Source organism: Fannyhessea vaginae DSM 15829, from assembly GCF_000159235.2.
GTDB classification, from domain to species: Bacteria; Actinomycetota; Coriobacteriia; order Coriobacteriales; family Atopobiaceae; genus Fannyhessea; species Fannyhessea vaginae.
The window spans coordinates 64,005-77,982 of the sequence record NZ_ACGK02000004.1 but is presented as its reverse complement, the minus strand read 5'-3'; the positions used below and the strand labels follow the sequence as shown (position 1 = coordinate 77,982).

The window sequence follows — 13,978 nt, the reverse complement described above, 5'->3', positions numbered from 1 at the left end:
TTTATATACGTAATTACACACATATTATTGTGTGAGGGAAATACTTTTTATAATCATTTATTTGTATTATACGTATTGGATCGACGTACTTGCGCGAAGCTGTGCATATTCGTTCAGCCAATATATTTAGATTTTTCTCAATAATTACAAACACATAACAAATATGTTCTGAAATAAAAAAGGGGAGGTTTATGACTACATCAGCAAAAAATACTGAATTATCTTATTCAAATACTCAAATTGTTTCAATTTTAACTAAAAGCATGCGAGAATACACGGTCCCTGCGTTGTTAACGCCGCTTTTTGTAGTAGCACAGGTGGCTTTTGAATGTTCTATTCCGTTTTATACGGCATTTCTTATCGATACTATTAAACAGGGAACAAATCTTCAAACCATTATGTATATGGGAGGTATATTGGCCTGTATTTCTCTGGTGTCACTTGCTTTTGGCATGTTAGCAGGTTACACAAGCTCATATGCAGCGTGTGGTTTGGCAAAAAATTTACGCCACGATATTTTTAAGAGTACGCTTCATTTTTCATTTTCTATTATTGATAAATTCTCGTCTTCCAGTTTAGTAACTCGTCTTACGACAGATGTTATGAATGTGCAGTTTGCAGGTATTCAGATTTTAACGATTGCAATTAGGGCACCTATAGTTATTTGCGCTGCTTTGGTTGCCTCTGTTTTAATGGTTGGCTGGAGCGCTTGGGTTTACCTGGGAACATCGCTTATTATGTGTGTAGGGCTCGCTGTAGTTATATACTTTGGCGTGCGCATTTTTCGCCGTGTGTTTCCTAAGTATGACCGCCTTAATCAAATTATCGAAGAAAATATTTTAGGTATTCGTGTGGTAAAGAGCTTTACGCGCGAGGATCACGAGGCAAAAAAATTCTCCTCTGCAGCTGATGATCTCTTTTGTGATTATACACAAGGCGCGCGATTAATGTCACTAAATGCTCCTCTTATGAGCATGGCAAGTTATACAATGTTTACGCTTGTGCTATTTTTTGGTAGCTATGCAATTATTTCAACACGAGGCACCAACCTTGATATAGGTCAGCTTTCAGCGCTTATTACCTATGGCTTTCAAATTCTTATTGGTTTTCTTATGCTTTCGTTTGTGTTTATTGCAATCGTAATATCCGAAGAAAGCGCTTTGCGTATTTGTGAGGTTCTTCAACAGCAGAATAACATTACAAATCCGCCTACTCCAATAATGCACGTGCCTGATGGATCTATTTCTTTTCGTAATGTTTCATTTAGATATACGCCTACTTCGCAGCATAGGGCGCTCAAAAATGTTTCGGTAGACATACATTCAGGCGAAACGGTAGGCATTTTGGGCATGACTGGATCTGCAAAAACTACGCTCATTCAACTTATTGCGCGTATGTATGACGCGACCGAAGGAGAAGTGCTGGTAGGCGGTCATAATGTTCGTGAATACGATATAGCGTCTTTGCGTAAAAACATTGGATACGTTTTGCAAAAAAGTTTGCTTTTTAGAAGCACTATTAAAGATAATTTGCGCTGGGGTAATCCTTTGGCAGATGACCAAGAAATTATGTCGGCTTGTAAAGCGTCTTGTGCTGATGAATTTATCCAAACGCTTCCGCACGGTCTTGAATCTTTTGTTGAACAAGGCGGCTCTAATTTTTCTGGAGGTCAAAAGCAGCGTTTGTCAATTGCGCGCGCTCTTATTAAACGTCCAAAAATCTTGATTTTTGATGACTCAACTAGTGCTGTTGATACTAAAACCGATGCACACATTCGAGCCGAGCTTGCGCGCTTGTTGCCAGCTACTACAAAAATTATCATTGCACAACGCACGTCGTCTTTGCGCGGTGCTGACAAAATTATTGTAATGGAAAAGGGCGAGATTTTAGCAGTTGGTACGCATAATACCCTTATGCATGAATGCGAATTTTATCGCGAAACGCACCTATCACAAACGCATGAATCTTATGAGGAGGCGATCAATAATGCATAACCAAACATATGAAAAGCACGACGCCGAGCAGCTTGAACGCACTTCGCACAAAGGCATATTGTCCTCAAATGAGCGTAAGAATTCAGAAGATGATAAAAAAGATTTAATGCTTTTTACCACAAATTTTATGCGCCTCATGTCTATGATATTTCATTTTTATCCCTATATGTTTATAGGCATACTACTAACCATACTTACCAGTGCGGTTATTTCTGCGCTTCCTCCTATCTTTATGCAGCAAATTTTAGCTGTCATAGCCAAATATTGGCAGTCGGGTGATTGGCACGCGGCAATTCCTTATATAAGTTCTAGTATTATCGCGTTGATATGTGTATATGTGTGTGCTCTTGCGTCTACTACTATTGGTACTCAACTTTGCGCGGTATTTACCGAATCAACCATCAATAAGCTTAGGAAGCTCATGTTTTCGCACATGGACTCTTTGCCACTTTCGTATTTTGATAAACGCTCTCATGGTGACATTATGTCTATGTACACCAATGATGTGGACGCGCTTAGACAAATGCTTTCGCAAAGCCTGCCCAACGTTGCCATGACGCTGGTTACTATGGTAACTTTAACTGCGGTTATGCTGTATTACAGTGCGTCATTGATGGTAGTGGTAATTCTTGGCGTCGCTTGCACCGCTGCGGTCACAAAAATAGTTGGCAAAAAGAGCGCGGGGTATTTTCTTGCTCAACAAAACGAAACAGGTAATGTAGAGGGTTTTGCACAAGAGTACATGAACGGCCTTAAGGAAATCAAGGTATTTACCCATGAAGCACAAAGTCTTGAGGCGTTTGACCAAGCAAACGAAAAGTTATTTGTAGTTTCACATAAAGCAAATTTAACTGCAAATATGCTTCCACCACTTATTTTTAATATTGGAAATTTGGCGTATGTAATGGTAGCGCTTGCAGGGGGTATATGCCTGCTGTATAACCTACCCAATGTAAGTCTTTCGGGCATGGCGCTCTCACTGGCGGTGGTCATACCGTTTTTGAACATCACTAAGCAATTTGTGGGGCAAATAGCGCAAATATCGCATCAAATCAATTCGATTGTGATGGGTTTTGCGGGAGTATCTCGTATTTTTCACTTGCTTGATGAGTTGCCCGAACAAGACGAAGGCTATGTAACATTGGTTAACGTAGAAAAAGCGTGTGACGCTAAGGGGCAATCTTGCGTGCACGAAGTTGATACGTGTACAAACCTTTGGGCATGGAAACATCCTCATACCGCAAGCCAAGAAGTTACCTATACGCCTTTACGTGGCGACGTTTTGCTGAAAAACCTCGATTTTGCTTATGAACCCAATAGACTCATTTTGCATGATATTTCCATTCATGCACAACCTGGGTATAAAATTGCTTTGGTGGGTGCTACGGGTGCTGGCAAAACAACCATCACCAACCTGCTCAATAGGTTTTATGAGGTTGCAGATGGGAAAATACATTACGATGGTATTAACCTTACCAAGATAAAAAAGCGTGATCTTAGAAAATCTTTAGGCATCGTACTTCAAGATGTAAATTTGTTTACAGGAACAGTTATAGACAATATTAGGTATGGGCGTCTTGACGCGAGCGACGAAGAGTGCATGCAGGCGGCTCATTTAAGTGGTGCTGATACCTTTATAGAACGTCTGCCTGATGGCTATGAAACACGCATTACTGACAACGGTTCTAATTTAAGCCAAGGACAGCGACAGTTGCTTGCTATCGCGCGCGCCGCAGTAGCAAATCCTCCCGTAATGATTTTGGATGAAGCAACAAGTTCTATTGATACTCATACCGAAGAATTGGTTCAAAAGGGTATGGACGCACTTATGCGGGGTCGTACGACCTTTGTTATTGCACATAGATTATCTACCGTGAGAAATGCGGATGAAATTGTGGTATTGGATCACGGCCGTATCGTTGAGCGCGGATCTCATGACGAGTTACTTTTAGCTAAGGGAGTATATTATCAACTGTATACTGGTGCGTTTGAGCTAGAATAGGCATAGAGTGCCAAAAGTGTTTTACATGCGCTGACAAGTACCGTATCAGCTAATTTATAACTAAATACGTGGCGGTACTCATGGTTTTTACGCACGAAAAAGCACTTTTATGTTTCAACTTTGCCATGAGTGCGCTACACTAATATCGCGAGAGATTATTACGTTACATATGAACCTGAATATAACTGTATATTCGGCTTTCAAGGAGGAAATATGAGCGCAAAAGGAACTCTGGGTTTTATTGCTGGTAGCATTGTTGGTGTTGCTGCCGGAGTTGCCGTAGGTATTTTAGTGGCTCCTCGTTCGGGCAAAGAGAGTCGCGCGCTTGCCGCCGATGCAATTAATGATGCATGGGATAATGCAAGAGATTCCTATGAGCGTAATTCAGCATTAGTAAACGATAAATTTGATGCTATGCGCCCAACCATTAGCGCAACTACCGACGAGCTTCGCGCTAAGGTAGATCGTGCGCGCGAGCGCATGGATTTGTTGCGCAACTCGCTTTCTGAAGCTGTTGCAAATTCAACGGCGGCTGTTCATCAGGTTGTGGATCACGAGGGTGAAGGCGCTCATATAGAGGTTGTGGAGTCGGCCGAACCTGCTAACGCCTAGTAATATGCACATATCATGGTAAAGCGTAGCATGGATAGTGCTACGCTTTTTGTATATCCATGTAATGTGTTGTGTCGCATGATCTTTGTTAGATTTCTTTGGGAAAGTGAGAGGCCGTGAGCATAGAACGAATTTCGCAATGTGTGAATAAAAAAGCATATATTATACGCACAAAAACATCTAACGGCGTAACGGTTGAACATAAAAAGCCGTTGGGTAAAGTTCATTTTACCCTGTTTACGCCTGCAGGTGATAGGCTTGTTGGCTTTCTTATTAAACGACCAGATATGCTGTGGATGTTCAAGCGTAAAGATATATTTGTTCCCCTAGATGTGTGCCATTTACAAGGCTCTGAGCTGCACATTCATGCGTCTATGCGCCAATTAGGAAAATCGGCTCTTTCACGCTTAGCTCTTGATTGGGACAGCTGTATCATTTGGCAAGGGATGGATGTTGTATCGCAGGACAAGCAGATGATTGGCCATGTTAGCGACGTGGCGCTTAACGCCAGTTCGGGAGCTGTTTTAGCGTTTATTATCGATGATGGAAAAATTGCCTCGCGCTTAGTTGGACACATTAAAATACCTTTTAGCAGTTATGAATCGTGCGAAAAAGGGCGCGTACTGGTAAACACGCAAGGAATATCAACCGAGCTTTCTAAAGGGTTGGCAGCTGACGCAGGTAAAAAATACGCCGAAGCAAAATATGCAGGTAAAAAGCTTGCCCAACGAGTTAATAACAAAATTGATGAGGTAAGCAGCTCACAAGAATATACCAATGCGGCAAAAAGTGTAGGCCGTCAGATTAAAAAGAGTCGCTCGATGTTTGGCGACTTCTTAGATGAATACAAAAAAGCCAGTAAATAATGTATAGAAAAGTGGTTGTATACAAATAAAATAAGCTTTTATGCAAAGTTGCTACTGTTCTACGCCAAGTTTAAAGTGAGTATATATGAATACAAAGGATTCTTTAACGTCACCATTGCCAGAGGGTAAATCCTTGGCGGTGTGCGATCAAACGCGCGTGCAAACCATTTCGCAAAAATCCAATAGCGTACACGCGCGTTCGTATGGAAGATCTGCCTTTGAGGCGCGCCCCTGTACGCTTGAGCGCCAAGTTATGAAGTATGCCGATGGTTCGTGCCTTATTACCTGCGGAGATACGCGCGTGCTTTGTAGTGCAACGGTGGAAGACACTCTTCCTACTTGGCGAAAATTATCTCACCTGGGATGGGTGAGTGCAGAATATGCTATGTTGCCCGCTTCGGCAAAACGAAGAACACCGCGCGAATACAAGGGGAGAAAAGGCCGTTCGATGGAGATTGAGCGTTTGATTGGTAGAAGTCTTCGCTCGGTTGTTGATTTTTCTAAGTTAGGCGAGCACACCATAACTATTGATTGCGACGTGCTGCAGGCAGATGGCGGTACACGCACTGCGTCAATTGTGGGCGCGTGGGTGGCATTGCATGACGCGTGCCGTAAGATGGTTGAAGCCGACAAGATTGCCCGTTGTCCACTTACGGGGCAAGTTGCTGCAATTTCAATGGGCATTGTGCATGGGGAACTGCTGGTTGACCTTGATTATCCCGAAGATAGCAATGCAGATGTTGATCTCAACGTTGTTATGCGCGACGACGGTGGACTCGTTGAAATTCAAGGTACTGGTGAGCGTGCAACTCTTTCGCGCCACGATCTTAATGCACTGCTTGACGCAAGTGAGCCTGCGCTTACTAAGTTGTTTGCACTGCAAAAATCGGTTACCAATTTTTAAGCGCTTGTGCTGATTTTTAGCGAGCTCACTGCCGTGTTAATTCTTTGTTAGGATAAGATATATCCTTGTGAATTTGTTGCAAAGGAGCTTGTATGGCAAGCGTTGTTGACTTTGATCCAAAATCTACCATTGTTGTTGCAACGGGCAATGCCCATAAAGTTATCGAGATCGAAGCAATCCTTAAGCATGTCCTTCCGCAGTTTTCTTTTGTGGCGCTTCACGACTTGGGCTCTTTTGCTGATCCTGTTGAAGACGGCGCTACTTTTTATGATAACGCGGTTATTAAAGCACGTCATGCCCTTGATTCGGTTGGCTGTATGTATGCGCTTGCCGATGATTCTGGCATATGTGTAGATGCTCTGTCAGGTGCACCTGGTATTTATTCTGCGCGTTATGCGGGCGAGCACGGCAACGATAAAGCAAATAATAAAAAATTATTGGAAGCCTTAAAAGATGTAGACGATGCTCATAGACGCGCGCATTTTCACTGTTCTATTGTGCTCATAAAGCGCGAATGCGACTCTTCGGTTGAACAAATTTTTAGAGGCGAAGGCAATTGCTTGGGCTATATTGCCCATGAAGAAATTGGCGCGCAAGGTTTTGGATATGATCCGCTCTTTTTACCCGATGCAGCCCAGGCAACGCATAGGTCTATGGCGCAACTTTCTTCCGACGAGAAAAACGCAATTTCTCATCGTCGTCGTGCGCTCGAAGATTTGGCGCTTAAGCTCCAGTAGCTTATGTCGGCTGCTGCGTGCTTTTTGCAATTGTAGTGCGAGCGTTCTGCAATCACGCTGTGCTTTGCAATCAAAGCGCGCGTGTGTTTATGGAAATCTTCACAGCTCACGTGCCTTTCGTTCACAACTGGTATTAAATAAAATACCAGTTAAAAAGGATTTTCTGTATAATTTAATACCAGTTACTCATTGTTGCTAAATTTTTTGCCTACTTGCGCGACAATAAAAATATACAAGGCGTTTTGCTGAGCCTTTGGCGCTCGCAATCTTTGCTGTTAAAACCTTTGTTGCTTGTCAGATTTGCGCGTTGGTTATGGAGGACCTCATGAAGATTATTCGTACGCTCAATTACAATGATATGAGCCGTAAAGCTGCTAATGTTATTTCCGCCCAGGTCATTCTTAAACCTAATTGTGTTTTAGGCTTGGCAACGGGCACCACTCCTATAGGCACCTATAATCAGCTGGCACAATGGTATGAAAAGGACGACATCGATTTTTCGCGCGTTTCTACGTATAACTTGGATGAATATCGTGGTCTTTCTCATAGTGATGTGCAAAGTTACCACTATTTTATGCGTAAGAATTTCTTTGACCACATCAATATCGATATTAACAACACGCATGTTCCCGACGGCTCTAATTTAGACGCCGAAAGCGCCTGCCGCTCTTATGACGAGCTGGTCAAGAAGGCAGGCTATCCCGATTTACAGTTGTTGGGTATTGGTCGCAATGGTCACATTGGTTTTAATGAGCCCGACGATCATTTTTCGTGTGGTACGCATTGTGTAGACCTTACCGAAAGTACCATTAACGCAAACAGCCGTTTGTTTGAGCATAAGGAAGATGTTCCTCGTCAAGCATATACGATGGGTATCCAAACCATCATGTATGCTCGTATGATTTTGATTATTGCAAGCGGTGAAGATAAAGCCGACGCCGTATATAACATGTGCTATGGCGCTATCAATCCAAATTGTCCTGCCTCTATTTTGCAGTTGCACAATAATTGCGTGGTAATTGCCGATGAGGCCGCGCTGAGTAAGTGTCCGCGCACTATCTAAGCAGCAACGTTAATACAGGCTCTATGTGGTAATACTACGGTTTTTTTGCGTAAATGCATAAACTGTAATACAATACTAACTTGCGCTATGTCGCTATGTACGAGTTTGCATTGTGGTTGCAAGAAAAAAGAACCTGATGTAGTGATTGGGTGCTTTGAGCTTTGTGTATTTCCATTATCTGGTACTTATTTAGACACGCGCAGCACCTAATGTTAGCGTGTGTATGTTTTCTTAACGCAAGCTTGTTACAGCGACTCTTTAAGACAACAGCACATCCAAAGCGCTACCTGTATTGAGTGGAGGCATGTATGGATAGTTTAACACCTTCTAGTCTACGTGTTGAGGATATTCGCGAAAAATTAAAAACACTTGAACAGCAGCGCATTAAAGTTCGAGCTAATATGGGTAGATCGCGTGTGGTCGATCGTATGGGCATGCTGGTAGGAGTTCACCCGTCACTGTTTGTAGTAGAAACCGAAGAGCGTCGTGGTCGCGTTGAACGTCAATCGTTTCAATATGTTGATGTACTAACGGGCGCGGTTGAGCTTTTTGACGCCGATACGGGAGAGCGCCTGTTTGACTGCGTTGTAGAAGAATTTTAGGCGCTGTAATCGTTTTGTATGAATAATTCGGTGACTTGTTGCGCATCGTATCAAGACGCTGCGCCTGCTTACGCAAAAATCAATCTTCACTTAGGAATATATCCGCATAACGTTGGCGAAAGTGGGTACCATCGTGCCGACTCGGTTATGGCTGCGCTTGAGCTGGCGGATACGGTAACGCTTAGCTATAACGAGCGCGCTCAACAAAATACGGTTGTCATGGATGCAGGCCCCGATGTTGCCATGAAGGATAACACGGCGTTTCGCGCGCTTGAAGCTATGTGCCAAACATTTCATAAACAGCCAGCATATACCGTAACCATACAAAAACATATTCCAGCGCAAGCTGGGTTGGGCGGCTCAAGTTCAGACGCAGCCACCACTATAAAGTTGCTGTGCAAATTTTGGGGGATAGATGCTCTTGACGCGCGCGTGGTGCGTGTGGCTCAATCTATTGGTGCAGATGTTGCCTTCTTTTTACATCCCATTCCTGCGTACTTAAACGGTGTTGGAGCAACGCTGCAAGAATCTTTTGAACATGTACCTTCGATTCCCTGCGTTATTGTTCGCCCTCAGGCAGGAGTGAGTACTCCTGTTGCATATCGTCTTTTTGACGAACATGTTCAGACTGGGGTAGAGACAGAGTTAAAGCCAAGGTCAGAGCTCGGGGCAGAGTTAAAGCAAAGGTTAAATCCAGAGGCAGGAATACAATCGTTTATGCCTCAATCGCCCGATAGGATCATTCAGGCTTTACGTGTGGGCGATGTTTTAGCACTTAATGGACTTTTATACAATAACTTGGCCGAGGCCGTTATCCAGCAAGTTGCGGATATTCGCGAAGTTTTGGCATGGCTGCGCACGCAGCAAGGTATTTCTCATCCTTGTGTAACGGGTTCGGGAAGTGCTGTTTTTGCATTTGCTCAAAGTTCTGCTATTTGTGATGAAATTGCTCTAAAAGCTTCCAAAATGCGGAATTGGTGGGTATATTCTACTAAGACACTTGGATTAAATCACGTTTTTTGATACAGTAAGCACGCATGTGCAGCCCCTTTAGCGTGTTGTATCATGTGTTTTGTTTTGTCGGGTTGTGGCTCAGCTTGGTAGAGCGCTCGGTTCGGGACCGAGAGGTCGCTGGTTCGAATCCAGTCAACCCGACCATTTTTTTCTCCCCGTAAGATAATAGGTGCATGTGCGGTAGTGAGCGGCGCTTTTGGCATTAAGCGTAAAAAGAAAGCTTGTAAAAATACCAAGTAATTGTTAACTTGTGCGTTTATGGGCGAACAAAAGCTATAAACAACTTATATGGTTTTATGTGCCCCCTTACACAAATCATCTTGTAAGGGGGCACAGTTTTTGCGGTGCCTTATGAGAGAAGACGGGGCATAGACTCGATTTTGCGGTTCTGCTGCATATATCAAGCTTATTTAAGGTGTGACAACCTATCGCTCAAAGCCTGATATTCATCCGAATCTCTATCAGTGTTTAAATTCTCTAGGGTCTTGGTGCATAAATCAAGCTCTTCCTTATCTTTTGTTTTTTCTACATGAGCAACCATGGCTTCATAAACGGCATAGGTACTTTGGACAAGTGGATGTGACGCATCGAGACTTTCCTTTTCTTCAGCTTTTGCTAACAATTTACTTTTATCTTGCGCCATTTCAGGCAATAATGAGCCCATTGTTTTTTGCAAATCTGTCTTATTGGTTGAAAAGCCCATTTGTAATAATTCAGGAACTACACCCAGTGTAGAGCTTACATAATTATTACCGTTGAAGCTGTTTGGATTCTTTTCTTTATTCGTAACTGGTGAATTAATCTTATTAGTTAGAAAGACCACTACAAGATTTTGTTCGGGATTAATCATGGTTAGTGTTCCTGTCCAACCTTGATGACCTATGGTATTCGAGCTGGACTGCGTGCCAAAATACCATGCACGGCTATTGCTTGCTTCTCGCCACCAACCTAAACCCCACCTTGCACTTGCAGCGTCTTCTTTTTTGGGTGCGGTAAATGTATCAATGGCGTCTTGTGAGAAGAATTTATGAGTATCCCAACCACCTGTGAGCATTACATTTGCTAGTTTTGCTAAATCAGTTGCGTTTGCAAATAAGCCTGCATGACCGCTTATACCACCCATAGCGTAAAATGCTTTTTCATCATGAACTTGACCTTGCAATGTTTTGGTACGCACACCACTAAATTTAATAGCTCCATCACGCGTATTTCCATTGAGCTCGGTTGCTGCACAATCATCGGGTGAAAATCCGTGTTCAAGAGGATTATATGTTATGTGCGTGAGATCCATTGGTTTCCAAAAAATTGTTGAGAGAAAATCATTTAGGTTTTGACCAGTTGTTTTTTCTACGATAAGCCCTAACAGCATGTAGTCAACATCTGAATAAACGGTTTTTGTTCCTGGTTTATACATGAGCGGTGTTTTGCAAATGGATTCAAGGGTCTTTTGTTTTGTCTCAGACGTTCCGTCAGAACCAGAGTAGAGTACGTTAGTGACGGCTGGATTTGGTTTCTGTTCGCTTTGGTCAAAAGCATCATTGTGATATTGAGGATCTGCAGGAAAACCGGCTTGGTGTCTTAAAATATCGCGAACCGTAAGTTCTTGTTTCCACTTCTTGTTATCCTCTAAGCTTGGATTTTCACCTTTTTTGTAGGTGATGTTGATTGTATCATCGGCAAACTTTTGTCCTATGATATCAACAATTTTTGAATCAAGGTTAAACTTATCGTGTGTTACTAAGTATTGAATTGCATAATTTACTGCATACATTTTGGTGTTAGACGCTAAGTCATAAAGCGTGTCATTGGTAACATCTGGTGCTGTTGTGTTTGCTGTGCCATCTTGGTTGTATGAGTCTGTTTTTCCCCATGCATTTTGATAAATGAGTTTTCCGTCTTTAATTACTGCCATTTGAGCAGAAGTAAACCCATGGTTAATATCAGATATAACTATGTCGGATATAGTATCAAAAACAGATGGTTCAATTCCCACGTCTTCTGGTGCATAACCTGTGAGAACGGTAGGATAGGGTATGTGTACTTTAACGGTGCTATTTTTATCATTAGGGGATATTCCAGTTATTTGTAAGGTATTTATTCCGTCGATCGTTTTATCTGAAATATCAATTTTGTTGGTTTCGCCAGCTTTTATATTGTCTGTACTTATTTTTTTATTGTTTACAAAAAGTTCAAAATGCGCAATATCCTCAGAGGGCTCTACATATATTACTCCTTGATCTTTGAAACCTTTAAAAGAATACATGCTGTTAAGCGCAAGTGTGTCATCTACTGATTTTTGCCAATCAGGAAATGTAATGTCGGCTTGCCATGTTCCTTGTGGTAGTTCTTCTTGAGTGACATTTGCCTGTTCTGCTTGTTGTGTTTGAGAGACTGGAGCATTCAAAGAACAGCCACAAATGCCTAGACCAATCGTAGCAATGAACATTGTTGATAAAGAAACATAGTGCATGGTATTCATACATATCCTCCTTTGATATGAAATGAAAAATGTGTTAAGTCCTCCCGCGGATGACCGAGAGGACTTTTACATATTGGACATGTCGCTATGTACAATTTTCATTATATGAAGAAGGACATGGCTCGCAACAAAAATGCGAGCTTGTGAAAAAGAGTTTCAGAGTCTGAAATGACCGCTTTCAACCAGCCTACAGCCCAGCTCCCAATCAGCTTCCAACCCATACGGTGTAAGGCAGCCCCTCTAGGCAACGATAGAGTCTCCTTGATTTACTGAGCCACTCTTTTTGAAGTTGATGGTCTGCTGTTGCGCGTCGGTAATAATAGTCATAATGCTCATATTATACGTTTGTGAAAGTTTCTTAACATCAACTTCTACCATTGGTTTTCCTGCTTTGACTGTATCGCCTTGGCACACGTCCAACACGCGCAAACCCTCACCATGAGCTTCAACCGTATTGATACCTATATGGACAAGTATCTCAACTCCATCGGGGCGCGTAATGCCAAAAGCATGTCCCGTTGGGAATAAAGCAGATACGCTCCCATCGGAAGGCGAGCACACCGTAATAGTGTCTTCACACGGAGCAATTGCACATGTTTCACCCAGCATTTTCTGTGCAAAAACGGGATCGGGAAGCGTGGCAGCATCAATGAGACTACCTGAACAGCAGGCAATAATATCGGCGCTATTGTTATGAGAAGTGCTGATATGTGTTACATCTGGTGTTGCTTGTGTACACGCGTGCTCATTGCAAGGCGATACTTCAGATGAGTGCTCCAGCGGATTTTTGCACGAGCTGGTTTTAATCAAATGTTTAAACATATTAAACATGGTGCTCTCCCTCCCTTTCGTTCTTTGGTATGTGTTTGACAATACGAGTTTTACTTAAATAGGTAAAGTTTTTCTCGTAATCGCTTACCGCAAATGCCGTATATAAGATATCAATAATGTTGAGCTGCGAAATTCTGCTACTCATTGCAGCGCTTCTAAAAAGTGATTCATTACTGGTGGTATAGAGCAAAACATCGGCCAGTTTTGAAATGGGCGATTCGATACAACGTGTTATCGCAATAATAGGAGTATTATTGTGCTTTAATATTTCGGCGCATGTTAGTGTTTCTGCTGTTTGTCCTGAATATGAAATTACTATTCCTACGTCTTGAGAAGTGCTATTACGCGCTGTTATAAGCTGAAGGTGCCAGTCATCGTTAATTAAACAAGTTTTATTTACGCGCAAAAATTTGAGATTAGCATCTTTGGCGGCAATAAGAGAAGCACCAAGTCCAAACAACAAAATGCGGTCGCACGCTTGCAAAAGTTCAACGGCTTTTTCAATAGTTTCTGGATCAATTAAACGCAGCGCATCATACAGAGAGTGAATATTTTTGAGCGTAATTTTTTTGATAATGCTTTCGAGCGTATCGTTTTGTTTGATGTCTTTGGTATCAAGGGGAAGAATAAGCTTTTCGGTTGCAAGTTCTCGAGTAAGTTCGGTCTTAAATTCTTTAAAGCCCTCAAAGCCAATAGACTTACACATTCTAACCACTGCAGCCGGAGATACAAATGAGCGTGCAGCAAGTGCCTTTACCGACAAGCGATTACTTTCATGAGGGCATTGCAACACGTATCGAGCCACAGCTTTTTCTGCAGGGTTTAGGAATCCAATATTTTCTCGTAAACGAATTATAATATTTTTCATAGGATA

General features: G+C 42.4%; 12 protein-coding genes and 1 tRNA gene. 10 read left to right on the top strand and 3 right to left on the bottom strand.

Going from position 1 to position 13,978, the window contains the following annotated elements; genetic code table 11:
- Positions 1–191: 191 nt before the first annotated feature.
- The 10 genes from HMPREF0091_RS05585 to HMPREF0091_RS05540 all read left to right on the top strand — a co-directional run bounded on the left by HMPREF0091_RS05585 (position 192) and on the right by HMPREF0091_RS05540 (position 9,938).
- Positions 192–1,994 carry an ABC transporter ATP-binding protein gene (locus HMPREF0091_RS05585; protein ID WP_006303343.1) on the top strand — a complete coding sequence of 601 codons (1,803 nt, stop codon included), beginning with the start codon at positions 192–194 and terminating at the stop codon, positions 1,992–1,994.
- On the top strand, positions 1,987–3,996 hold the full coding sequence (locus HMPREF0091_RS05580; protein ID WP_006303342.1) for an ABC transporter ATP-binding protein: 2,010 nt from the start codon (positions 1,987–1,989) through the stop codon (positions 3,994–3,996). Before HMPREF0091_RS05585 ends, HMPREF0091_RS05580 begins: the two co-directional genes overlap by 8 nt.
- 213 nt (positions 3,997–4,209) lie before the next feature.
- The gene (locus HMPREF0091_RS05575; protein ID WP_006303340.1) at positions 4,210–4,608 is read left to right on the top strand and encodes a YtxH domain-containing protein; all 399 of its coding nucleotides are present in this window, start codon (positions 4,210–4,212) and stop codon (positions 4,606–4,608) included.
- A gap of 116 nt (positions 4,609–4,724) precedes the next feature.
- On the top strand, positions 4,725–5,474 hold the full coding sequence (locus HMPREF0091_RS05570; RefSeq protein ID WP_010241846.1) for a PRC-barrel domain-containing protein: 750 nt from the start codon (positions 4,725–4,727) through the stop codon (positions 5,472–5,474).
- Positions 5,475–5,559: 85 nt separating this feature from the next.
- The gene (rph, locus tag HMPREF0091_RS05565) at positions 5,560–6,378 is read left to right on the top strand and encodes a ribonuclease PH (RefSeq protein ID WP_006303338.1); all 819 of its coding nucleotides are present in this window, start codon (positions 5,560–5,562) and stop codon (positions 6,376–6,378) included.
- 92 nt (positions 6,379–6,470) lie between these two features.
- Positions 6,471–7,115, top strand: coding sequence for an RdgB/HAM1 family non-canonical purine NTP pyrophosphatase (rdgB, locus tag HMPREF0091_RS05560; RefSeq protein WP_006303337.1), 645 nt, complete (start codon positions 6,471–6,473; stop codon positions 7,113–7,115).
- Between the two features lie 325 nt (positions 7,116–7,440).
- Positions 7,441–8,178, top strand: a complete 738-nt coding sequence (gene nagB / locus HMPREF0091_RS05555) for a glucosamine-6-phosphate deaminase (protein WP_029575177.1) — start codon at positions 7,441–7,443, stop codon at positions 8,176–8,178.
- Between the two features lie 308 nt (positions 8,179–8,486).
- A complete protein-coding gene (locus tag HMPREF0091_RS05550; protein ID WP_006303335.1) occupies positions 8,487–8,780 on the top strand; it encodes a Veg family protein in 294 nt (97 codons plus the stop codon).
- An 18-nt stretch (positions 8,781–8,798) separates the two neighbouring features.
- Positions 8,799–9,803 carry a 4-(cytidine 5'-diphospho)-2-C-methyl-D-erythritol kinase gene (locus tag HMPREF0091_RS05545; RefSeq protein ID WP_006303334.1) on the top strand — a complete coding sequence of 335 codons (1,005 nt, stop codon included), beginning with the start codon at positions 8,799–8,801 and terminating at the stop codon, positions 9,801–9,803.
- A gap of 58 nt (positions 9,804–9,861) precedes the next feature.
- A tRNA-Pro gene (locus HMPREF0091_RS05540) sits at positions 9,862–9,938 on the top strand.
- A 262-nt stretch (positions 9,939–10,200) separates the two neighbouring features.
- Here HMPREF0091_RS05540 and pbp4b read toward each other — a convergent pair.
- The 3 genes from pbp4b to HMPREF0091_RS05525 all read right to left on the bottom strand — a co-directional run bounded on the left by pbp4b (position 10,201) and on the right by HMPREF0091_RS05525 (position 13,972).
- Entirely contained in the window at positions 10,201–12,273 is a 2,073-nt protein-coding gene (gene pbp4b, locus HMPREF0091_RS05535) for a penicillin binding protein PBP4B (protein ID WP_010241845.1), read from the bottom strand.
- Positions 12,274–12,513: 240 nt separating this feature from the next.
- Complete coding sequence (locus HMPREF0091_RS05530; RefSeq protein WP_006303332.1) at positions 12,514–13,104, bottom strand: PTS sugar transporter subunit IIA; 591 nt, start codon at positions 13,102–13,104, stop codon at positions 12,514–12,516.
- A complete protein-coding gene (locus HMPREF0091_RS05525; RefSeq protein WP_006303331.1) occupies positions 13,097–13,972 on the bottom strand; it encodes a MurR/RpiR family transcriptional regulator in 876 nt (291 codons plus the stop codon). Before HMPREF0091_RS05525 ends, HMPREF0091_RS05530 begins: the two co-directional genes overlap by 8 nt.
- Positions 13,973–13,978 lie beyond the last annotated feature (6 nt).

Coding starts and splice junctions, on each gene's coding strand:
- HMPREF0091_RS05530 (WP_006303332.1), bottom strand. CDS start 13,104: ATGTTTAATATGTTTAAACATTTGATTAAAACCAGCTCGTGCAAAAAT.
- HMPREF0091_RS05545 (WP_006303334.1), top strand. CDS start 8,799: ATGAATAATTCGGTGACTTGTTGCGCATCGTATCAAGACGCTGCGCCT.
- HMPREF0091_RS05550 (WP_006303335.1), top strand. CDS start 8,487: ATGGATAGTTTAACACCTTCTAGTCTACGTGTTGAGGATATTCGCGAA.
- rph (WP_006303338.1), top strand. CDS start 5,560: ATGAATACAAAGGATTCTTTAACGTCACCATTGCCAGAGGGTAAATCC.
- HMPREF0091_RS05585 (WP_006303343.1), top strand. CDS start 192: ATGACTACATCAGCAAAAAATACTGAATTATCTTATTCAAATACTCAA.
- HMPREF0091_RS05575 (WP_006303340.1), top strand. CDS start 4,210: ATGAGCGCAAAAGGAACTCTGGGTTTTATTGCTGGTAGCATTGTTGGT.
- nagB (WP_029575177.1), top strand. CDS start 7,441: ATGAAGATTATTCGTACGCTCAATTACAATGATATGAGCCGTAAAGCT.
- pbp4b (WP_010241845.1), bottom strand. CDS start 12,273: ATGAATACCATGCACTATGTTTCTTTATCAACAATGTTCATTGCTACG.
- rdgB (WP_006303337.1), top strand. CDS start 6,471: ATGGCAAGCGTTGTTGACTTTGATCCAAAATCTACCATTGTTGTTGCA.
- HMPREF0091_RS05580 (WP_006303342.1), top strand. CDS start 1,987: ATGCATAACCAAACATATGAAAAGCACGACGCCGAGCAGCTTGAACGC.
- HMPREF0091_RS05525 (WP_006303331.1), bottom strand. CDS start 13,972: ATGAAAAATATTATAATTCGTTTACGAGAAAATATTGGATTCCTAAAC.